21 protein-coding genes and 1 pseudogene are annotated in these 21,958 nt (G+C 61.9%); 12 read left to right on the top strand and 10 right to left on the bottom strand.

Features of this window, described 5'->3' with window-relative positions:
• Positions 1-21 precede the first annotated feature (21 nt).
• From ubiE to BFN10_RS27650, 12 genes and pseudogenes are all read left to right on the top strand, one after another.
• Positions 22-792, top strand: coding sequence for a bifunctional demethylmenaquinone methyltransferase/2-methoxy-6-polyprenyl-1,4-benzoquinol methylase UbiE (gene ubiE / locus BFN10_RS27600; protein WP_016972732.1), 771 nt, complete (start codon positions 22-24; stop codon positions 790-792).
• Entirely contained in the window at positions 792-1,415 is a 624-nt protein-coding gene (locus tag BFN10_RS27605; RefSeq protein WP_071492387.1) for a ubiquinone biosynthesis accessory factor UbiJ, read from the top strand. Before ubiE ends, BFN10_RS27605 begins: the two co-directional genes overlap by 1 nt.
• A complete protein-coding gene (ubiB, locus tag BFN10_RS27610; protein ID WP_071492388.1) occupies positions 1,412-3,016 on the top strand; it encodes a ubiquinone biosynthesis regulatory protein kinase UbiB in 1,605 nt (534 codons plus the stop codon). The genes BFN10_RS27605 and ubiB overlap by 4 nt, the downstream gene beginning before the upstream one ends.
• Positions 3,017-3,057: 41 nt before the next feature.
• Entirely contained in the window at positions 3,058-3,450 is a 393-nt protein-coding gene (gene hisI / locus BFN10_RS27615) for a phosphoribosyl-AMP cyclohydrolase (RefSeq protein WP_058423690.1), read from the top strand.
• A gap of 2 nt (positions 3,451-3,452) precedes the next feature.
• Entirely contained in the window at positions 3,453-3,785 is a 333-nt protein-coding gene (locus tag BFN10_RS27620) for a phosphoribosyl-ATP diphosphatase (RefSeq protein ID WP_071492389.1), read from the top strand.
• A gap of 26 nt (positions 3,786-3,811) precedes the next feature.
• The gene (locus BFN10_RS27625; RefSeq protein ID WP_071492390.1) at positions 3,812-4,090 is read left to right on the top strand and encodes a twin-arginine translocase TatA/TatE family subunit; all 279 of its coding nucleotides are present in this window, start codon (positions 3,812-3,814) and stop codon (positions 4,088-4,090) included.
• Between the two features lie 10 nt (positions 4,091-4,100).
• On the top strand, positions 4,101-4,505 hold the full coding sequence (tatB, locus tag BFN10_RS27630) for a Sec-independent protein translocase protein TatB (RefSeq protein WP_071492391.1): 405 nt from the start codon (positions 4,101-4,103) through the stop codon (positions 4,503-4,505).
• The gene (tatC, locus tag BFN10_RS27635) at positions 4,502-5,290 is read left to right on the top strand and encodes a twin-arginine translocase subunit TatC (protein ID WP_058423693.1); all 789 of its coding nucleotides are present in this window, start codon (positions 4,502-4,504) and stop codon (positions 5,288-5,290) included. The genes tatB and tatC overlap by 4 nt, the downstream gene beginning before the upstream one ends.
• On the top strand, positions 5,287-5,994 hold the full coding sequence (locus BFN10_RS27640) for a 16S rRNA (uracil(1498)-N(3))-methyltransferase (protein ID WP_071492392.1): 708 nt from the start codon (positions 5,287-5,289) through the stop codon (positions 5,992-5,994). Before tatC ends, BFN10_RS27640 begins: the two co-directional genes overlap by 4 nt.
• A gap of 196 nt (positions 5,995-6,190) precedes the next feature.
• A pseudogene (locus BFN10_RS30270) lies at positions 6,191-7,159 on the top strand (methyl-accepting chemotaxis protein); the annotation flags it as partial.
• Between the two features lie 144 nt (positions 7,160-7,303).
• On the top strand, positions 7,304-8,017 hold the full coding sequence (locus tag BFN10_RS30275; protein ID WP_370468602.1) for a methyl-accepting chemotaxis protein: 714 nt from the start codon (positions 7,304-7,306) through the stop codon (positions 8,015-8,017).
• A gap of 106 nt (positions 8,018-8,123) precedes the next feature.
• Positions 8,124-10,031 (top strand): methyl-accepting chemotaxis protein, encoded by a 1,908-nt coding sequence (locus BFN10_RS27650; protein ID WP_071492394.1) that lies wholly within the window; start codon positions 8,124-8,126, stop codon positions 10,029-10,031.
• A 3-nt stretch (positions 10,032-10,034) separates the two neighbouring features.
• Here the strand turns inward: BFN10_RS27650 and BFN10_RS27655 are convergent, their stop codons facing one another.
• From BFN10_RS27655 to BFN10_RS27700, 10 genes are all read right to left on the bottom strand, one after another.
• Positions 10,035-10,769 (bottom strand): amino acid ABC transporter ATP-binding protein, encoded by a 735-nt coding sequence (locus BFN10_RS27655; protein ID WP_071492395.1) that lies wholly within the window; start codon positions 10,767-10,769, stop codon positions 10,035-10,037.
• Positions 10,762-11,721: an amino acid ABC transporter permease gene (locus BFN10_RS27660; protein WP_071492396.1), complete on the bottom strand. Its 960-nt coding sequence runs from the start codon at positions 11,719-11,721 to the stop codon at positions 10,762-10,764. The genes BFN10_RS27655 and BFN10_RS27660 overlap by 8 nt, the downstream gene beginning before the upstream one ends.
• Positions 11,722-11,852: 131 nt before the next feature.
• Positions 11,853-12,650, bottom strand: coding sequence for a transporter substrate-binding domain-containing protein (locus BFN10_RS27665; protein WP_071492533.1), 798 nt, complete (start codon positions 12,648-12,650; stop codon positions 11,853-11,855).
• Positions 12,651-12,869: 219 nt separating this feature from the next.
• The gene (locus tag BFN10_RS27670) at positions 12,870-13,670 is read right to left on the bottom strand and encodes a transporter substrate-binding domain-containing protein (protein ID WP_071492397.1); all 801 of its coding nucleotides are present in this window, start codon (positions 13,668-13,670) and stop codon (positions 12,870-12,872) included.
• A gap of 185 nt (positions 13,671-13,855) precedes the next feature.
• Complete coding sequence (gene mdoH / locus BFN10_RS27675; RefSeq protein ID WP_071492398.1) at positions 13,856-16,426, bottom strand: glucans biosynthesis glucosyltransferase MdoH; 2,571 nt, start codon at positions 16,424-16,426, stop codon at positions 13,856-13,858.
• Positions 16,419-18,155 carry a glucan biosynthesis protein G gene (locus BFN10_RS27680; protein ID WP_071492534.1) on the bottom strand — a complete coding sequence of 579 codons (1,737 nt, stop codon included), beginning with the start codon at positions 18,153-18,155 and terminating at the stop codon, positions 16,419-16,421. The genes mdoH and BFN10_RS27680 overlap by 8 nt, the downstream gene beginning before the upstream one ends.
• Before the next feature lie 267 nt (positions 18,156-18,422).
• A complete protein-coding gene (dtd, locus tag BFN10_RS27685) occupies positions 18,423-18,860 on the bottom strand; it encodes a D-aminoacyl-tRNA deacylase (RefSeq protein WP_071492399.1) in 438 nt (145 codons plus the stop codon).
• Positions 18,857-19,828, bottom strand: a complete 972-nt coding sequence (gene pip, locus BFN10_RS27690; RefSeq protein WP_071492400.1) for a prolyl aminopeptidase — start codon at positions 19,826-19,828, stop codon at positions 18,857-18,859. Before pip ends, dtd begins: the two co-directional genes overlap by 4 nt.
• Positions 19,829-19,931: 103 nt before the next feature.
• A complete protein-coding gene (locus tag BFN10_RS27695) occupies positions 19,932-20,867 on the bottom strand; it encodes an alpha/beta hydrolase (protein ID WP_071492401.1) in 936 nt (311 codons plus the stop codon).
• Positions 20,864-21,796 carry a choline ABC transporter substrate-binding protein gene (locus tag BFN10_RS27700; RefSeq protein ID WP_071492402.1) on the bottom strand — a complete coding sequence of 311 codons (933 nt, stop codon included), beginning with the start codon at positions 21,794-21,796 and terminating at the stop codon, positions 20,864-20,866. The genes BFN10_RS27695 and BFN10_RS27700 overlap by 4 nt, the downstream gene beginning before the upstream one ends.
• Between the last annotated feature and the right edge of the window lie 162 nt (positions 21,797-21,958).

Here is a 21,958-nt window from a genome sequence, read left to right on the forward strand (position 1 = left end):
TTCTCTTTTGGTGACAGCGATATGACTGATCAGCGCAAAGGCAGCGATGCCGAACCCACCACTCACTTCGGCTTCAAGAACGTCCCGGAAAGCCAAAAAGCGGAAAAAGTCGCTGAGGTGTTCCACTCCGTGGCAGCCAAGTACGACTTGATGAACGACGTGCTGTCGGGCGGCATGCACCGCCTGTGGAAGCGGTTCACCATCGAGTTGTCGGGCGTTCGCCCCGGCAACCGCGTACTGGACATCGCCGGCGGCACGGGCGATCTGGCGGCCAAGTTCTCCAAGCTCGTCGGCCCGACCGGCCAGGTGGTGCTGGCCGACATCAACAGTTCGATGCTCAAGGTCGGTCGCGATCGCCTGCTGGATAAAGGCGTGGCCGGCAATATCGAGTTCGTCCAGGCGGATGCCGAGAAGCTGCCATTCCCGGACAACCATTTCGACTGCGTGACTATCGCCTTCGGCCTGCGCAACGTGACCCATAAGGAAGACGCGATCCGCTCGATGCTGCGCGTACTCAAGCCGGGTGGCCGCCTGTTGGTGCTGGAGTTCTCCAAGCCGACCAATGCGGTGATGTCCAAGGTCTACGACACCTACTCGTTCGCCTTCATGCCACTGGTGGGCAAGCTGGTGCTCAATGACCCGGACAGCTATCGCTACCTGGCCGAATCGATCCGCATGCACCCCGACCAGGAAACCCTGAAGTCGATGATGGTAGAGGCCGGTTTCGACCGCGTGACCTACCACAACATGACCTCGGGTATCGTCGCCCTGCACCGCGGCATCAAGCCCTGATGCTGATCAAAGGCCTTCTCGCCAGCGTTGAACACGGCCTCAACCGTGTGCTGCGCCTGGACAGCACCGCCCTGGCACGGCTTGCGCACCTCAACGGTAAAGTCATTGCCGTCGATTGCCGCAGCCCCCGCTTGCAGCTGTTTATCCTGCCCAGCGATGAAGGCCTGATGCTTGCGACCCAGTGGGCCGCCGACGCCGACTGCACGCTGCGTGCGCCGGCATCGAGCCTGTTGCACCTGGCCCTGAGCCGCAACAAGACCGCCATCCTGCACAGCGCCGAAGTCGAGCTGGAGGGCGACAGCTCGGTGCTGATGGACCTCGCCGCCATCCTGCAGGACCTGGAACTGGACTGGGAATACGAACTGTCGCGCTGGATCGGCCCCGTCGCCACCCAGTTGATCAGCGGGCACCTGCGCAGCCGTTCGCGCTGGTACCAGCAAGGGTTCGCCAGCCTCAACCAGAACCTCGCCGAATACCTGAGCGAAGAATCGCGCACCCTGGTCGGGGAGCGGGAAGCGCAAGCGCGCTTTCGTGAACTCGACAAGGCCAAAATCGACCTGGAACGCCTTGAGGCGCGCTTCGAGCGCCTGAGCCGCTCCCTTGATCCAAGCGATAACGCATGAAGCTGCTCGCCGTCCGCCGTTTGTTTCGTATCCAGCGCGTCGTAATCCGCTACCGCCTCGATGACCTGCTGTTCGCCCTGCCCCTGCCGTGGTTCCTGCTCGCCGTGCGCTATGTGCTGCCATGGCGCTGGTTCCCGCGCAAACAGCTGGAACTCAGCAGAGGCGCGCGCCTGCGCCTGGCCTTGCAGGACCTGGGGCCGATCTTCATCAAGTTCGGGCAGATCCTCTCGACCCGCCGCGACCTGCTGCCCGAAGACATCGCCGACGAGCTGATGCTGCTGCAGGACCGCGTGCCGCCGTTCGACTCCCAGCAATCGATGAAGCTCATCGAAGAGCAACTGGGCAAGAAGATCAGCGACGTGTTCAGCCGTTTCGACGTCGACCCGCTGGCCTCGGCCTCGGTCGCCCAGGTGCACGCCGCGCAACTCAAGACCGGCGAAGAAGTGGTGGTGAAGGTGATCCGCCCCGGCCTCAAGCCGATCATCGGCCAGGACCTGGCGTGGCTGTTCATCCTCGCCCGCGCTGCCGAGCGTTTCAGCGCCGACGCACGCCTGCTGCACCCGGTGGACGTGGTCGCCGACTACGAAAAAACCATCTACGACGAACTCGACCTGCTGCGCGAAGCGGCCAACGCTAGCCAGCTCAAGCGCAACTTCGAAGGCTCGCCGCTGCTGTACGTGCCGCAAGTGTACTGGGACTGGTGCCGCCCGAAAGTACTGGTGATGGAGCGCATCTATGGCGTGCAGGTCACCGACCTCGCGACCCTGGCCGACCAGCGCACCGACATGAAGATGCTTGCCGAGCGTGGCGTGGAGATCTTCTTCACCCAGGTGTTCCGCGACAGTTTCTTCCACGCCGACATGCACCCGGGCAACATCTTCGTGAGCACGGTCAATCCGTGGAGCCCGCAGTACATCGCGATCGACTGCGGCATCGTCGGCAGCCTGACTCCGGAAGACCAGGACTACCTGGCGCGCAACCTGTTCGCCTTCTTCAAGCGCGACTACCGTCGTGTGGCGCAATTGCACATCGACTCGGGTTGGGTGCCGGCCGAGACCAAGCTCAACGAGTTCGAAGCGGCGATCCGCACGGTGTGCGAGCCAATCTTCGAAAAACCGTTAAAAGATATTTCCTTCGGCCAGGTGCTGATGCGCCTGTTCCAGACCGCGCGGCGCTTCAATATGGAAGTGCAGCCACAATTGGTGCTATTGCAGAAAACCCTGCTGAACATCGAAGGCCTGGGCCGCCAGCTGTACCCGGACCTCGACCTGTGGAACACCGCACAGCCGTTCCTCGAACGCTGGATGCGCGAGCGTATGAGCCCGAAAACCATGCTCGGCAACCTGCACAGCCAGATGGAGCAACTGCCGCATCTGGCCAACATGACCCGCGACCTGTTGGAGCGCATGTCCCAACCCCACGCCAAGGACCCGTCGCCGCCCTGGAAGAAGCCCAAGGACGACTGGTTCCTGCGCCTGCTGGGCGCCGCGCATCTGGTCGGCGGCGTCATGCTCGCCATTGGTGGCCCGCTGAACCCACTGGGCCACTGGCCGGCCGGCATCATGGTCGCCGTGGGTGTTTATCTGATCGTGCGTCGATAGCCAATCCGGTTATACACTGTCGCAAATTGCCGGAGCTGAACATGAAAGACTGGCTGGACGAGATCAAGTGGGACAGTGACGGCCTGGTGCCGGCCATTGCCCAGGACTACAAGACCGGGCGCGTGCTGATGATGGCCTGGATGAACCGCGAGGCCCTGAGCCTCACCGCCACTGAGCAGCGTGCCATCTACTGGTCACGCTCGCGTGGCAAACTGTGGCGCAAGGGCGAAGAGTCCGGGCACGTGCAGACCCTGCACGAGATGCGCATCGACTGCGACGCCGACGTGGTGATCCTGATGGTCGAGCAGATCGGCGACATCGCCTGCCACACCGGCCGTCACAGCTGCTTCTATCGCGTGTTCGAGAACGGCGAATGGAAAGTCGTGGAGCCGGTGCTCAAAGACCCGCACGCTATCTACTCGGCAGGACACTAGACATGAGCGATACCCTGAACCGTGTGGCCCAGGTGCTGGAAGACCGCAAAGGCGCGGACGCCGACAGCTCCTACGTCGCCAGCCTGTACCACAAGGGCCTGAACAAGATTCTGGAAAAACTTGGCGAAGAGTCCATCGAGACCATCATCGCCGCCAAGGATGCGCAGCTCAGCGGCGACTGCAGCGATGTCATCTACGAGACCGCCGACCTGTGGTTCCATAGCCTGGTCATGCTCGCCCAACTGGGGCAGCACCCACAGGCTGTGCTGGATGAACTGGACCGTCGCTTCGGCTTGTCCGGGCACGCCGAGAAGGCCTCGCGCCCGTCCGCCTGAATAACCAAGACTAGAGGATACGCAGCATGGGCATTTTTGACTGGAAACACTGGATCGTCATTCTGGTGGTCGTGGTACTGGTATTCGGCACCAAGAAACTCAAGAACCTGGGCACCGATGTGGGCGAGTCGATCAAGGGCTTCCGTAAAGCCATGAACGACGACGAAAAGCCGGCCGACCCTGCCGTCAACCCCGTGCCTCCGGCGCAGCCTGTGCACCCGCAGGCTACCCAGCCAATCAGCGAGCGTCGTACTTTCGACGTACAGGCTGAGAAAGTCGAAGAGCCGACCCGCAAAGACTCGTGAGCACTGACTAATGTTTGGTATCAGCTTCTCTGAACTGCTGCTCGTCGGCCTCGTGGCCCTGCTGGTATTGGGGCCGGAACGCCTGCCCGGTGCAGCGCGCACGGCCGGCCTGTGGATCGGGCGCCTGAAACGCAGTTTCAACGCCATCAAACAGGAAGTTGAACGGGAAATCGGCGCCGACGAGATCCGCCGGCAACTGCACAACGAGCACATCCTCTCGTTGGAGCAGGAAGCCCGCAAGATTCTGTCGCCCGTGCAGGAACCTGCCAAACCGGTCGAACCTGCTGCTCAAAACAGCATCGCGCCGACCGTTGCAGCCGCTCCCGTGGCACCCTCCGCGCCAACCGAGCCTGCGCCGACGCCTGTCGCGTCGCCCGCGCCCCATGACCCTACATTGCCGCCGCGAGCCCCATGAGCGCTGATAAACCGGAAAACGACCAGCACATGCCGCTGGTCTCGCACCTCACCGAGCTGCGTACCCGCCTGCTGCGTTGCGTAGCGGCCATCTTCATCATCTTTGCCGGGTTGTTCGCCTTTACCCAGCAGATCTACACCTTTGTCTCCACGCCGCTGCGCCAGTACCTGCCGGCCGGCGCGACGATGATCGCCACCGATGTGTCGTCGCCGTTCCTCACGCCGCTGAAGCTGACCATGATGGTCTCGCTGTTCCTGGCGATCCCGGTGATCCTGCACCAGATCTGGGGCTTCATCGCGCCGGGCCTGTACAAGCACGAGAAACGCATTGCGGTGCCGTTATTGGTGTCGAGCATCCTGCTGTTCTACACCGGCATGGCGTTCGCCTACTTCCTGGTGTTCCCGCTGATCTTCAAGTTCTTCGCCGCCGCCACCCCGGCCGGTGTGGAAATGATGACCGACATCACCAGCTACCTCGACTTCGTGATGACGTTGTTCTTCGCCTTTGGCGTGGCCTTCGAAATTCCGGTGGCCGTGGTGCTGCTGGTATGGATCGGCGTGGTCAACGTGGCGTACCTGAAGAAGATTCGCCCGTACGTGATCATCGGCTGCTTCGTGGTCGGCATGATCCTCACGCCGCCGGACATCTTCTCCCAGACCCTGCTGGCCGTGCCGATGTGGATGCTGTTCGAGATCGGCATCCTGTTCAGCAGCCTGATCAGCAAGCGCGGCGAACACCCGGACGACCAGCGCGACGACGACCAGCCGCCAGCGACCCAGCCGTGAACCTGTTGCTGCTGGAGGAGGCCGACTTCATCGCGGCCGACCGCGTGGTGCTGCGTGATCGGCGCCTGGTGCACATGCAGGAAGTCCACCGCGCCGCCGTAGGCGACAACCTGCGCGTCGGCCGCATCGGCGGGTTGATGGGCAATGCCCAACTGCTGCGCCTGGAGGCCAGTGAAGCCGAGTTGCATGTGAGCTTCGACCAACCGCCGCCGGCCAAACTGCCGCTGACCCTGCTGCTGGCCCTGCCGCGCCCGAAGATGCTGCGCCGAGTGCTGCAGACCGTAGCGGCCATGGGCGTGCCCAAAGTAGTGCTGGTCAACAGTTACCGGGTCGAGAAGAGCTTCTGGCAAACCCCCTTCCTGGAGCCCGAGGTGATTCGCGAGCAATTGATCCTCGGCCTGGAACAGGCGCGGGACACGGTGCTGCCCGAGATCATTATCGAGAAGCGCTTCAAGCCGTTTGTCGAAGACCGCCTGCCGGCACTGGTTGAAGGCACCCTGGGCCTGATCGGTCATCCTGGCGACTACCCAGCCTGCCCCCGCGGCCTCGACGAGCCAGTGACTCTGGCGATTGGTCCCGAGGGCGGCTGGATTCCCTACGAAGTGGACCTGCTGGCCAAGGCCGGCTTGCAGCCGGTACAACTCGGCGCCCGCATCCTGCGCGTCGAAACCGCCGTCACCGCCCTGCTCGCCCGCCTCTTCTGACCGCCCTGAGCCCCCTCCCACACGGGTACAGCTTCACTACAGAATTGCGCATGCCGGCCGATACCCTTTGAATAAGTCCAAGCCTTGTTCCAGGGGAGTTCGCAGCATGTATCGTTGGTTAGCCGAAAAGCTGGGGAATGTCAGCGTCAAAACCAAACTCGGCGTGGGCTTCGGCCTGGTATTGCTGCTCACGCTGATGATCACCTTCACCGGTTGGACCGGCTTGGGGGATGTCACCAGTCGCGGTGACAAGCTGGGTTATATCTCCAGCCTCAACGGGCTGACCAAGGACTTGCGCCTGGCGCGCCTGGACTTCGAAATGCGTCGCGGCGAACAAGGCACGGACGCGGTCAACGGCTTGATCGCCAAACTGGACAGCGGCCTCAAAACCGCCGCCGACCTGATCGAGCAACCCGCCGACAAGGCCCTGGTGGAACAGCAACAGGATGCCCTGAACCAATACAAAAAAGCCTTTGGCGCCATGGTCCAGGCCGGGCTCAAGCGTGAAGGTGCGCGCAGCAGGCTGGGCGACACCGCCGACAACGCCGTGGCCAAGGTCAGTGAGGTGGAAAAATCCCTGCTTCAAGGCGATAGCGTCACCCAGTTCAACAGCGTGGTCGACCTGAGCAAACTGATCCAGCAAGCGCGCTTCCAGGTGCGTGGCTACACCTACAGCGGCAAGGTCGAGGCCGAGCAACCGGCCCTGGATGCCATCGACAATGCCCTGAAGAAAATCACCGAACTCGAAGGACAACTGCCCGCGCAGTACCAGGCCAACCTGCAGGAGGCCAGCACTTCGCTGCAAGCCTACCGCGCTGCCGTCAGCCAGTACCGCGACTCACAGACGGCCGCCGCTGCCGCGCTGAAAATCATGAGCGCCCAGGGCGACACTCTGCAGAGCCACAGCGAACAACTCACCACGTCGCAAACCGTGGTGCGCGACACCGATGCCGCACATGCCAAACAACTGTTGCTGCTGGCGACCGTGCTGGCGTTGATCTTCGGCCTGGTGGCCGCCTGGGCAATCACCCGCCAGATCATTCTTCCGCTGAACCAGACGCTGCAGGTGGCCGAACGCGTGGCCTCCGGCGACCTCAGCCACAACCTCACTTCCGTGCGCCAGGATGAACTGGGCCAGTTGCAACGCGCCATGCAAAGCATGACCGTCGGCCTGCGGGAGCTGATCGGCGGGATCAGCGAAGGTGTCACCCAGATCGCCAGCGCCGCCGAGCAGCTGTCGGCCGTGACCGAACAGACCAGTGCCGGCGTCAACAGCCAGAAGGTCGAGACCGACCAGGTCGCCACCGCCATGAACGAAATGGCCGCCACCGTGCAGGAAGTCGCGCGCAACGCCGAGGAAGCCTCTGAAGCGGCCGTGGCCGCCGATCAACAGGCCCGTGAGGGTGACAAGGTGGTGGGTGAAGCCATCGCCCAGATCGAACGCCTGGCCACCGAGGTGGGCAACTCCACCGTTGCCATGGGCGACCTGAAGCGTGAAAGCGACAAGATCGGCAGCGTGCTTGATGTGATCAAGTCCGTTGCCCAGCAAACCAACCTGCTGGCCCTCAACGCCGCGATTGAGGCCGCACGTGCCGGGGAAGCCGGGCGAGGCTTCGCTGTGGTGGCGGATGAGGTGCGCAGCCTGGCCCAGCGTACACAGAAGTCCACCGAAGAGATCGAAGAGCTGATCGTCGGCCTGCAGAGCGGCACCCAGCAGGTCGCGACCATCATGGACAACAGCCGTGGCCTCACTGACAGCAGCGTCGAGCTGACCCGTCGAGCCGGCAGCGCGTTGGCGAGCATCACGCGCACGGTCTCGACCATCCAGGCGATGAACTCGCAGATTGCCACTGCCGCAGAACAGCAAAGTGCGGTGGCTGAGGAGATCAACCGCAGCGTATTGAACGTGCGCGATGTGTCGGAACAAACCTCTTCGGCCAGTGAAGAAACCGCCGCCTCCAGTGCCGAGCTCGCACGCCTGGGCATTTACCTGCAGACACTGGTGGGGCGCTTCCGCATCTAATCAGCACCTTGTGAAATTTCCTACGCAGTTATCAGCCCAGCAATACTCCGAATCGAATTAGCGTTTCTTTTGTCGCGAAACGCTTTTTCAGATTTGGAGGTTCACCATGCTTCCTCTACTGACCCGTTGGCTGGTCAATGCCAGCGTCCGCCTCAAGCTCGCCCTGGGGTTTGGCCAGGTGCTCATGCTCAGCTTCGCCATCGCCGTGGCCGGCTGGCAAGCCCTGAATGCGGTGTTGTTCCGCTCAGGCAACCTGACTGCCTTGAGCCAACTGTCGGTTGTTGCTGAAGCCATGCGTGCGGACCGTATCGTGTACCGGACCCTGGCGGACACGGCCAGCCTGGACAAAATGAAGAGGCAGGTCGTTCAGATCGATGAGCACCTCGGCTTCCTGTCAACCCATCTGAAAGACCCAGCCGATTTGCAGCGCGTCCAGGAAGCGGAACGCCTGTCGGCCAGCTTCAAGGCGGCGCTGGTGGAGCTGCCGCCGTTGATCCAGGCGCGCGAGAACTTGCGCTCCCCCCTCCACGCCACAGCACTCCAGGCCAGCGACACGCTCGTACAACTGGCCAGCGAACTGCCTGACCAGCAGGACCAGCAGGCACTCGATGCCATCGAGAACCTGCGCCAGGCTATGGAGCAAGCCGAGGACCGCGCCCGCAGCCCCGCCTGGGCGGAGGAATCGCTGCAAGCCTATGCCGAAGCCGTCGGCCAGGCCCTCGATGCCCTGGACATTGCCCAAGCGGCGGTGACAGACCTGCCGATCGATTCCACCTTGCTTAAAACCGACCTGGCGAACTATCGCGCGCAGTTGATCAAGCTCAAGGACGCTCAGCTCACCACCGAAACTGCGCAGGGGCGGTTTGAAACGCAGCTCAACCAGTTGCTTGAACACAGCGAAGCGGTGAGCAATAGCCAGATTCTCAAGCGCGGCAAGGAAGCCGACGACACCCGGACACTGCTCATCAGCGTCACGGTGGCTGCCCTGCTGCTCGGTGCCCTCGCAGCCTGGTGGATCGCCCGCCAGATCGCCGTGCCGCTACGCCAGGTGCTGGTGTCTGCCAACCGCATCGCCCAGGGCGATCTCAGCCATGACATCCAAGTGGAACGCCGCGATGAGTTGGGGCAATTGCAGCGAACTATCAGTGACATGAACCGCAACCTGCGCAGCCTGATCAGCGGCATCGGCGACAGCGCCCGCCAGGTCGCCAGCGCCGCCACACAGCTGTCGGCCGTTACCGAACACAGTCACACCGGCATCAACCACCAAAAAGACGAAACCGATCAAGTGGCCACCGCCATGAACGAAATGCTCGCCACCACACAGGAAGTTGCCCGGCACGCCGAGCAAGCCTCGGTCGCGGCGAACGAAGCCGATCTGCAAGCCAGCGCCGGGGAGAAGGTGGTGACCCAGGCCGTTGAGCAGATAAGCCAACTGGCAGATGAGATGGCCCTCGCGGGCCGGGCGATGCTGGCGTTACAGCAAGAAAGCCAGAAGATCGGCAGTGTGCTGGACGTGATCAAATCGGTGTCCCAGCAGACCAACCTGCTGGCGCTGAACGCCGCCATCGAAGCCGCACGCGCGGGCACGGCCGGCGAAGGCTTTGCGGTGGTGGCCGATGAAGTACGCAGCCTTGCACAGCGCACCCAGGAATCGGCCGAAGAAATCGAAGGACTGATCCAGGGGTTGCAGACCGGCACCCAGCAAGTCGCCGACATCATGGACAGCAGCCGCAGCCTGACCGACTACAGTGTCGGGCTGACCCGCGACGCAGGTGACGCCTTGGCGGCGATTGCGCGCACGGTCTCGGTGATCCAGGAAATGAACCCGCAGATTGCCGCGGCGGCCGAACAGCAAAGTGCAGTGGCTGAAGAGATCAATCGCAGCGTGTTGAAGGTGCGGGATGTATCGGAACAGACCGCCGCCGCCAGCGAGGAAACGGCGGCGGCGAGCGTCCAACTGACCAAACTGAGCCTGGACTTGCAGACGCTGGTAGGCAAATTCAGGCTCTGATCCTTACAGAACCTGGCGCAGGAACGCCTGGGCCCGTGGGTCTTTGGGTGCATCGAAGAACTCGGCCGGGGCGGCATCTTCGAGCAACTTGCCATGGTCGAAGAACAGCACACGATCGGCCACCTCACGGGCAAAGCCCATTTCGTGGGTGACGCAGACCATGGTCATGCCTTCCAGGGCCAGGGTCTTCATCACGTCCAATACTTCGCCGACCATTTCCGGGTCCAGCGCCGAAGTGGGTTCGTCGAACAGCATCACCTTGGGCTCCATCGCCAGGGCCCGGGCAATCGCAACCCGTTGCTGCTGGCCGCCGGACAGGCGTGACGGAAACTCATTGGCCTTCTGTGCAATACCGACCTTTTCCAGCAGCGCCAGGGCCTTGGCCTCGCGCTCCTGCTTGCCACGCTTGCGCACGACTTTTTGCGCCAGGCACAGGTTCTCCAGCACGGTCATGTGGGGGAACAGGTTGAAGTGCTGGAACACCATGCCGACTTCACGGCGATAGGCGTTCACATCGGTCTTCGGATCAGCCAATTGCAAGCCGTCGATGCTCACTGAGCCGGAATCGAACTCTTCCAGGCCGTTAAGGCAACGCAGGAAGGTGGACTTGCCGGAGCCGGAGGGGCCGATCACCACCAGCACTTCGCCCTTGGCCACATGCGTGGTGACGTGGTCCACCGCGCGGACCACGTGGCCACGGGTGTCGAAGACTTTTACCAGATCGCGGACTTCAATCACTTTGTGCGAGCCTCCGCTCAAGCCGGCTGGCCATTTTCGACAGCGGCAGGTTGATCAGCAGGTACAGGCCTGCAACACAGAACAGGATTTCAAACGGTGAGAACGAGGTGGTGATGACTTCACGACCGCTCTTGAGCAGCTCGGTAATCGCGATCACCGACACCAGGGACGTGTCCTTCACCAGGCTGATAAATTGCCCGGCCAACGGCGGCAGCACACGCTTGAACGCCTGCGGCAATACCACGTGGCGCATCGACTGACTGGCACTCAGGCCCAGGGAACGGGCAGCTTCGTTCTGGCCACGGGTGATGGACTGCACGCCGGCGCGGACGATTTCCGCCACGTAGGCACCGGTAAACAACGACAGCGCCGCGATGCCGGCAAACTCCCGGGACAGGTTGAGCACCGTGCCGATAAAGAAATAGAAAATGAAGATCTGCACCAACAGCGGCGTACCACGTACCAGTTCGACGTAGATCGTCGACAGATCCCGCAGGGTCGGGTTGCTGGACAAGCGACACAAACCAGTCGCCAGCCCGATCGCCAAACCGAGGATGCCGGACACCACCGACAACCACAGCGTGGTCCACAAGCCCCACATCAACGGGCCCAACGCCCACTGCCGGGTCACGCCGACCACATCGCCTTCAGCCACATCGTCGCCACGGGCCACCTGCAGGCTGTTGTCGGCCACGGTCAGCTTTTGCTCGGCGCCCGCGTCGTTGCGCAGGGTCACCTCGGCTACATCGCCTTTGCGTACCAGCTCGACCACGGTGGAGATGTCAGCGGCACGCTGGGACGTTTCGGCCTGGTACGCGAAGTATTGCGGTACACGGTTCCAACGCCACTCGTAGGACATCAGCGAAGTGGCGTAGTACAAGGCGCCGGCCAGGCCGACCAGCACGACCACGGTCAGCAGGTGCCAGGGCCATTGGGCTTTTTTCTGTTTCATTTCACTTTCCGCGATTTGTGTTGCCTGTGAGGCCGCCATCTCGGGCAAGCCCCCTCCCACATGTTGATGTGTGAACACCGTCAAATGTGGGAGCTGGCTTGCCTGCGATACAGGCAACTCGGTCTGAAGCGTTATTCCATGTCCTTGAGCCACTCGGAGCTCTTGAACCACTTATCATGGATGCGATCGTAGGTGCCGTCGTTACGGATCTGGTGCAGGAAGTTGTTGATGAAGTTGATGCTGTCGTAGTCGCCCTTCTTCAAACCAAACGCCAGCGGTTCGAAGGTGAAGGGTTCTTCCAGGAACACCAGCTTGCCGTTACCGACTTTCTTCTCGGCGACCACGTTGTACGGCGCGTCATACACAAAGGCATCGGCCTTGCCGTTGACCACGTCCAGCACGCCTTCCTGCTCGTTGTCGTAGCCGTGGTACTTGGCCTTGGAGATCAGCTTCTTGGCGACCATTTCACCGGTGGTGCCCAGCTTGGAGGTGAGGCGGTATTTCTCGTCGTTCAGGTCTTTGTAGGACTTGACGGTGCCTTCCAGCTCCTTGCGGATCAGCAGGGTCTGGCCGACCACGATGAAGGGTTCGCTGAAGTTCAGGCGCAGGTTGCGTTCCTGGGTCAGGGTCATGCCGCTGCCGATCATGTCGAACTTGCCGGTCAGGAAGGCCGGGATGATGCCGTCGTAGCCGGTGGAGACCAGCTCCAGCTTGACGCCCATGGATTTGGCCATGGCCTTGAGGATGTCGACTTCGAAACCGATGATTTCGCCGCGTTTGTCTGTCATTTCGAACGGCATGTAGGTCGGGTCCATGCCGACCTTCAGCGTACCGCGCTTGACGGCATCGTCGATCGCGCCGGCCTGGGCCGCATTGGCCGCGACCAGCGCGGTGACGCCGAGCAGCAGCATCGAAAGATACTTTTTCATCATCAAGTCCCCTGAACCATTCTTGTAAGGTCGGCGCGCAAAAGGGCTGCACCATTTCGGGGTGCGATCCTAACCCACTCGTCTGCCGTCACAAAGGTTTCACGGCTATTTGTTGTCGGCGTATGTCGGAAAAGCCCCACAACGCTGCAGCAAAGCGCAGGGGTAGACACTCGCGCAGACAGCCCGGGCAACGGATTGATATGTAAGCAGTTATGACTTTCAGTCGATTTCCACCATCCAGTCGGTGTCTTTAAACCACTTGTCGTGCAAGCGATCATAGGTCCCGTCCTGCGCCACCTGATTGAGGAAATGGTTGATCCAGTTGAGGCTGTCGAAATCACCCTTTTTCAAGCCGAACGCCAGGGGTTCGAAGGTGAAGGGTTGTTCCAGCGCCAACAGCGTGCGGTTTTCCGGGCGGCTCAGGGCGATCAGGTTGTAGGGGGCGTCATGAATAAAGGCGTCAGCCTTGCCCTGCACCACCTGGCGCACCCCTTCCTCGGGCGTGGCAAAACTGCTGATCCGAGCCGCCCCCAGGAACCGTCGGGCCGCCGCCTCGCCCGTGGTGCCTTCGGTGGCAGCAATTCGGTAGCTGGCGTCGTCAAGGTCTTCGACAACGTTGACCTTGCCCGCAAGGCTTGGGTGCAACAACACCGACTGACCAACGACGATGAACGAATCGCTGAAATTCAATTTGAGGTTACGTTCCTGAGTGACGGTCATGCCGCTGCCGATCAGGTCGAATTTCTTCGCCAAAAGCCCCGTAACCAGTTCGGTGTAGGGCACCGCGACCAGCTCAAGCTCGACCCCGAGGGCCTGGCTCATGACCTTGAGCAGGTCGATTTCAAAACCGACGATGCGCCCCTGATTATCGGTCATTTCGAAGGGCACGTAAGTGGGTGTAGTGCCGACTTTCAGCACGCCGCGCCGAACGGCGTCATCGATTGCACCGGCCTGGGCCAGGCCCATGTGAATGAAAGCGACAGCGCCGATCAGCAGCGCCGAACCATACCGTTTGATCATGAATCCCCCGCACCAAGTCAAATTCGGGGGCGATGCTAACGCAGCCACGCGCACGGCAATACGCCTCGAACCAGGGTCTTTTGTTTCGAAAAAACAAGGGGTTAGCACAAAGAAGGAAGAACCGGGAAACGCTGTAGGATCAGCGCTTGAAGCACCCCCGAGGTGAGCCCTCGGGGGTATCCGAATCAGGCCGGTTGGGCCTGGGACGACAGGGGTTTCAGCGGCAGCAACGGTGCATGCGGATCTGCCTTGATCGAGTCCCGCCAGGCGGCGAGCCACTCGGCGTGACCTTCGCTCCAGACCTGCTCGTGCAGGCGGGCCAAGGCGACCGGGTCACTGAGCAACGCCAGGCGCTCGCCGTTGTTGAGGCCGGCAGGGCCGACTTTCAACGCGTGGCGCACACGTTCGGTACGCAGGTACTCGATCGGTTCGGCCTGGGCGTGACGCGAGGTTGCCAAGGCGCAAGCCAAAGCGTTCTGCTGCGGGTCGACCACCGAGCGCACAAAGCCGTCATTCAGCGCGTGCCAGCGGTTTTCGTGGGTGTACTTGTCGGTGGACAGCAGGGCTTGCGGCGGGTTGTATTCCTCAGGGATCAGGAACAGGCTCTCGTCGCGAGACTTGAGGCCCAGCCCGACACGGCTGGAAATCACCGATACCGGGATCGACAGCATCAGCGAACCGACGATCGGCACCAGCCACCACAGGAAACTCGGGTTCAACCACACCACCAGCAGCGCCCACAGGAAGCCCAGCACGGTTTGCGGACCGTGACGCTTGACCGCTTCGCTCCACGGGGTGGAGTCGTCGTCACGTTGCGGCGAGTTCCAGGTTGCCGCCCAGCCGAGGAATGCGGCGAGCACGAAGCGGGTGTGGAAGATCATCCGCACCGGCGCCAGCAGCATGGAGAACAGCATCTCCAGCAGCATCGACAAGGTCACCTTGAACTTGCCACCGAACTCTTTCGCGCCCTTGGCCCAGATCAGGATGATGCTCAGCAGTTTGGGCAGGAACAGCAGCACGATGGTGGTGGAGAACAGCGCTACCGCCTTGTCCGGATGCCATTGCGGCCACAGCGGGTACAACTGACGGGGTGCCATGAAGTACTGCGGCTCCATCAATGTGTTCACCGCCAGCAGGGCCGTGGACAGCACCAGGAACAGGAACCACAACGGCGCCGACAGGTAGGACATCACACCGGTCAGGAACACCGCACGGTGCACCGGGTGCATGCCTTTGACGAGGAAAAGGCGGAAGTTCATCAGGTTACCGTGGCACCAGCGACGGTCACGCTTGAGTTCATCCAGCAGGTTCGGCGGCAGTTCTTCATAGCTGCCCGGCAGGTCGTAGGCAATCCACACGCCCCAGCCGGCACGGCGCATCAGCGCAGCTTCTACGAAGTCGTGGGACAGGATGGAACCGGCGAACGCGCCCTTGCCCGGCAATGGTGCCAGGGCACAGTGCTCGATGAACGGCTTCATGCGGATGATCGCGTTGTGACCCCAGTAGTGGGATTCACCCAACTGCCAGAAGTGCAGGCCGGCGGTGAACAGCGGGCCGTACACACGGGTGGCGAACTGCTGCATGCGCGCGTACAGGGTGTCCATGCCCGACGCACGCGGCGCGGTCTGGATAATCCCGGCATCCGGCGTGGCTTCCATCAGGCGCACCAGGCTGGTCAGGCATTCGCCGCTCATCACGCTGTCGGCGTCGAGCACGACCATGTATTTGTAGTCACCGCCCCAGCGACGGCAGAAGTCGTCGAGGTTGCCGCTTTTACGTTTGACGCGACGGCGACGACGGCGATAGAAGATCTTGCCGAAACCACCGGCTTCGCGGCACACGTCAAGCCAGGCTTGCTGTTCGGCGATGCAGATGTCGGCCTCGTTACTGTCGCTGAGCACGAAGAAGTCGAAGCGATCCAGGTCACCGGTGGCGGCGACTGACTCGAACGTGGCGCGCAGGCCGGCAAACACCCGGGGTACGTCTTCGTTGCAGATCGGCATCACCAGCGCGGTGCGGGCGTCTTTCGGGATCGGCTCGTCGCCGGCACTTTTACCGGAGATGCGGTATTTATCATGACCGGTGAGCAATTCCAGGAAGCCCATCAACGCGGTCCAGAAACCGGCCGACACCCAGCAGAACAAGATGCCGAACATGATCAGGATGCTGGTTTGCAGGGCGTACGGCAGTACCTGGGTCGCGGTTTGCAGCAGGGTCTGGTTGCGGATCTCGTCGAAGTCAACCAGCGACCAGCCCTGGTAAGGCATGATGCCTTTCATGTACCAGCCGGCGACGAGGGTCTGGCCGATCATCAGCACCAGCAGGATGTAGCGGCGGATCGAACCGACGGTACGCCAGCGGGCAGCCGGCAATACGCGCTCGTCCTTCGGCGGGGCCGGCGGGTTGCTGCGCCCGGTGATACGGCGCCAGCCACGCACCAGGATATTGGTGCGCCACGGCTCCGGGACCACGCGAGTGCGACGGATCGGCGGGGTGGCCTTGAGGCACACGCGGCCTTCGGCATCGAGGGCCAGCATTTCGGCGTCCTGCAGCTCTTCGGCGGTGCTGAGGGTCAACCGCGTGCCAACCGACGCCTGGGCGGCGTCGATGGGCGCGTCGAAGGTCTTCGACGACAAGCGCTCGTGCAACTCGCTGAAGGAGGTGCAGCCCGCCAGTTCGGCGCGCTGCTCAGCGGTCATGGGCAGATGCGCCAGATACTCGGAGAGGGTCTCTGGCTGGATTTGAGAATTACTCATCGGCAGGCAACTGATAGCTCCAGGTTTCGGTCAGGACTTGTTCGGTCTTAATCGGCTCCGGCGTGGCTGGGGCAGCTTCTGGCTGCTTGGCTTCCTTGTCTTTGGCATCTTTCCTGGCCTGCTTCTCGTGTTGCTTGGCCAGGACCTTGTCGGCCTTGAGCACGTGGCTCGTGTCCTGCTCAGGGGCCGGAGGCGGAACGTCCTGCACCAGCGCTGCGCGCATTTCGGTAGGCTTGCCTGCGTCCTTGATCTTCATGCGCAGGGTCAGGCGCCAGCCTTTGGTGTGCTCGTTGTAGCGCACGCTGTTTTCAACCAGTTCGGCGTTGTCGCTGACGCTCACCTGGCTGCGCACTGCGGCATCCGGCGGCAGGGCCTTGAGGGACGGGCCCTCGAAGTCCACCAGGTAGGCCACGCTGCCATCCGGCTGGCGGATCAGGTTCGATTGCTTCACGTCACCGGTGGAACGCAGGGTCTGCTTGACCCAGGCGCTGTCGGCCGGGTGCAGGGCTTTTTCGTCCATGGTCCAGTGCAGGCGGTAGGAAACGTCCAGCGGCTGGCCCACTTCCGGCAGTTTTTCCGGGCTCCAGAAGGCAACGATGTTGTCGTTGGTTTCATCGGCCGTCGGGATCTCTACCAGGTTGACAGTGCCTTTGCCCCAGTCGCCTTCAGGCTCGATCCAGGCGCTTGGGCGCTTGTCGTAGTTGTCGTCCAGGTCTTCGTAGTGGCTGAAGTCGCGACCGCGCTGCAGCAGGCCGAAACCTCTCGGGTTCTCGACGGTGAAGTTGCTGACCGACAGGTGTTTAGGGTTGTTCAGTGGGCGCCAGATCCACTCGCCGTTGCCGGCATGGATCGACAGGCCGCTGGAATCGTGCAGCTCACGACGGTAGTTGAGCACCTTGGACGGCTGGTTCGCACCGAACAGGTACATGCTGGTCAACGGGGCAACGCCCAGCTTGCTGACCTTGTCGCGCAGGAACATCTGGGATTTCACATCGACAATGGTGTCGGTGCCCGGACGCAGGATCAGACGGTAAGCACCGGTAGCCCGTGGGGAGTCCAACAGGGCGAAGATCACCAGTTGTTTCTCACCCGGTTTTGGACGCTCGATCCAGAACTCGGTGAAGCGCGGGAATTCTTCGCCGGACGGCAATGCCGTGTCGATCGCCATGCCTCGGGCGGACAAGCCATAGGCCTGGCCCTTGCCGACCACGCGGAAGTAGCTCGCGCCCAGCATGGTCATGATTTCGTCTTGCTTGTCGGCCTTGTTGATCGGGTACAGCACACGGAAGCCGGCATAACCCAGCTGTTCGGTGGCCTTGGGATCAAACTTCACGTCGCCGAAATCGAAGCGCGTCGGGTCGTACTTGATTTCCTGGACGCTGTCGGCGGTGACTTCGTTGATTTTCACCGGTGTATCGAAATGCATACCCTGGTGATAGAAGGACAGCTTGAACGGGGTGTTCTGATCAGCCCACTCGGCTTTTTCGTTGCGGAAACGAATCTTCTGGTAGTCCGCGAATTTCATTTCGCGGAATTCATTCGGCAGATTGCTGCGCGGAGCTTCGTATTTCTGTCCGGCCAGCTCTTTTGCCTTGGCCGACACATCATCCAGACTGAATGCCCACAGTTGACCCGCGCCGAACAGGCAAAACAGGGCGGAGCCCGTCACCAGTGCGTTTCGTAACCGTTTGGCAGACAATTTTGGTGCATTACAGGGACTAACAATCACGAGCAACCCTCGCCGAAAACAGATCAAAAAACCAACGGCCAGCTATCTATATGCCAGGTTGGCGAGCATTGTTCCGACTCCCCGGGGGCAAAATGATTCCCCATTGGTTGTCGGACAAGTCTCTACCTAAGTCAAAAATGGACCAAACAACGCTGATCCCCGTAGCGCGCGATTATCTAGTAGCCCGCGAGACAACGCATCAGGGACAACGAAGTATTTGTAGCGAAACCCTGCGTTTTTAGGCATTAAAAGTCGTTTTTAATACATTCACGTCTGCAAGAGGAAGGTCACAGGGCCATCATTGACCAAATGCACCTGCATATCGGCGCCAAAACGCCCCGACGCCACCCTGCCATGCAATTGTTGCGCTTGTAACAGCAAGTGATCAAAAAGCGCCGCTCCCAGGGCCGGCGGGGCTGCTGTGGAGAAGCTCGGCCGCAGCCCGCTCTTGGTATCCGCCGCCAGGGTGAACTGCGACACCAGCAACAAACCGCCGTCGATATCCTTCAACGACAGGTTCATCTTGTCTTGGTCATCGCTGAACACCCGGTAGTTCAGCAGCTTGTGCAGCAGTTTATCGGCACTGTGCGGCGTATCCGTAGGCTCGACGGCCACCAGCACCAGCAACCCCTGGTCGATAGCGCCGACGATTTCGCCCGCGACCTCCACCCGGGCGCCTCTCACCCGTTGCAACAGGCCCTTCATGCTTCTTCAGGCGGCAGATCGAGCAAGCGACGTGCCATTTGGCTGGTCGCACGCACCAGGGCATCGGTGATGCCGGGTTCGGACGCCGCATGGCCGGCTTCGCGGATCACCTGCAGCTCACTGTTGGGCCACGCCTGGTGCAACTCCCAGGCGTTATCCAATGGGCAGATCATATCGTAGCGCCCGTGAATGATTACGCCAGGCAGATGGGCGATCTTGTGCATATCGCGGATCAACTGGTTGGGCTCAAGGAACGAGTTGTTGGTGAAGTAGTGGCACTCGATTCGCGCAATGGACAGCGCGCGTTGCGGTTCGGAAAAACGCTCCACATGCTGCGGGCTCGGGCACAGGCCCAGCATGCGCCCTTCCCAGCCGGACCAGGCCTTGGCCGCGTGCATCTGGGCGATCTGGTCGTTGCCGGTAAGACGCTTGTGGTAGGCCGCAATCATGTCGTGGCGCTCTTCCGCCGGGATCGGCGCAAGGTAGTCCTGCCAGTAATCCGGGAACAGGCGGCTCGCGCCCTCCTGGTAGAACCAATGGATGTCCTGCGGCCGGGCCAGGAAAATGCCGCGCACGATCAGACCATGCACGCGTTCCGGGTGGGTTTGCGCGTAGGCGAGGGACAGGGTCGAGCCCCAGGAACCGCCGAACAGCACCCATTTGTCGATGCCCAAGTGCTCGCGGATGCGCTCAAGGTCGGCGACCAGGTCCCAGGTGGTGTTGTTTTCCAGACTGGCGCGCGGGGTGGAGCGACCGCAACCACGCTGGTCGAAGGTGACGATGCGGTACAGGTTCGGGTCGAAATAGCAGCGGCTCTGTGCATCGCAACCGGAACCAGGGCCACCATGGATGAATACGACGGGCAAGCCTTCGGGGGAGCCACTTTCATCGACGTACAGGGTGTGGGTGTCATCGACTGCCAGATCGTGCCGGGCGTAGGGTTTGATCTGCGGGTACCAAGTCTGCATTGCGCGCTCCGTAGGGGGTCGGGTTCATCCCTGGGGGGACGTCTTTTATTTTGCCGTCTGGCACTATAAACCCGAATTGTGCAATGAGCATGTCCTAGAGCGCTTAGACCTGTGTCAGCCCTTCGCTCCCCAGGTAATCCAGCAGGAAATCGTAGAGCCGGTCCACCTCCGGCACGTGCCGCCGCGCCCTCAGGCAGCCGTGCACCAGGCCTTTGCCCGGATACAGCACGGTGCTCACACCCGCCGCTTGCAGGCGCTCGGCGTACAGCATGCCGTCATCGCGCAGCGGGTCGAACTGGGCCACGGCGATGAGCGCCCTGGGCAAACCGCTGAAGTCATTGGCCAGCAGCGGCATGGCATAGAGCGTGGGCTTGCCGCTGCCCTGCAGGTACAGCGTCAGGTAACTGTCAGTGTCGGCGCTGCTGAGCAAGGGGGCATCCGCGCAGTCGCGCCTCGACGGCAAGTCAGGCGGGCCGCCCAGCCCCGGGTAAATCAGCACCTGGGCCAGCGGCAGTGGCTGCCGGTCGTCGCGCAACCCCAGGCACAACGCCGCGGCCAGGTTGCCGCCCGCGCTGTCGCCGATCACCACCAGACGTTGCAGGTTGATGGCATGCGGCCCCTGCCCCGCCTGGACCGCCTGCCACACGGCGCGGCAATCCTGATAGGCAGCGGGGAACGGATGCTCCGGCGCCAGCCGGTAGTCGATGGCGATCACCAGCACCTGCAAGGTACTGGCCAGTTCGAAACAGATGAAATCGTGGGAGTCCAGCCCACCGACCACCCAACCACCACCGTGCATATAAAGGAGGCACGGCCAGCCATCCAGGGGCGTGGGGGCAGTGGGCAGATAGCTGCGCACACTCACGCCAGCCAGGGAAAAATCCGAAATCGTCAGCCCCTCGGGCAACGGCGGGGTAAACGCCTGGCACATGCGGTCGTAGCCGTTGCGCAACCCAGCCAGCGACGTGTCTTCGCTGGTGAAGGACTCCGTCTTCTCCACAAACGCCGCCAGCTCAGGCGAAATCGGATACCCACTCATTTAAGGCTCGCCTGCACCGCCGCCACACCATCGCCGCCATCAAACGCCTTTACCCCGGCCAGCCAGCGCTGCAAATCCTCGGGGTGGTCGCGCAGCCATTGTCTGGCCACATCCTGCGGCGACTGGCGTTCCATGATCGGCACCATCAGTTGGCTTTCCTGGGCGGCGGTGAAGGTAAGGTTCTCCAACAGGCGGTTGGCGTTGGGGCAACGCTCGGCAAAGTCCGGCGCGGTGACGGTGGACACGGCGGCACGGCCTTCGTCGGGGCCGAACACGTCTTCGCTGCCGGTGAGATAGGCCATTTTCATGTTGATGTTCATCGGGTGCGGGGTCCAACCGACGAACACCACGAACTCCTTGCGATTCACCGCGCGCTGCACGGCGGCCAGCATGCCCGCCTCACCCGAGGCCACCAGCTTGAAGCCGCCCAGGCCGAAACGATTGGTGTCGATCATTTTCTGTATATCGGTATTCGCGCCGCTGCCCGGCTCGATGCCATAGATCTTGCCGCCCAGTTTGTCCTTGAATCGGGCGATGTCGGCAAAGGTCTTCAAGCCTGCGTCGGCTACGTACTGCGGCACGGCCAGGGTGGCCTGGGCGTCGGCGAGGCTTGGGGTGTCGAAAACCTTGACCTGCCTGGCCGCCAGGAACGGCGCAATGTTGTTGTCCATCGCGGGTTTCCAGTAGCCGAGGAAGATGTCCAGGCGCTTGTCGCGGATGCCGGCGAAGATGATCTGCTGCACCGCGCTGGTCTGCTTGCTGTCGTAGCCCAGGCCATTGAGCAGCACGTCGGCCATGCCCGAGGTGGCGATCACGTCGGTCCAACTGACCACGCCCATGCGGATGCTTTTGCAGGAGGTCGGTTCGGCGGCCATGGCGTGTGCACTGAGCAGTGCGACACAGGTGAGGGGCAACAACAGTTTTTTCATGGGTGAGCACTCACTCGGCTGTTTTTATTAAACAACCTTACGCAGTGAGCATGCATTCAACACGAACTGTGGCGACCGGCAGTTGCACTGGGGCGACGGTGAGACCGCCATCGGGGGGCAAGCCCCCTCCCACATTTGACTGGGTTCACCAATCAAAAGGTG

The sequence above is a fragment of the Pseudomonas extremorientalis genome, assembly GCF_001870465.1.
In the GTDB taxonomy this organism is placed as follows: Bacteria; Pseudomonadota; Gammaproteobacteria; order Pseudomonadales; family Pseudomonadaceae; genus Aquipseudomonas; species Aquipseudomonas extremorientalis.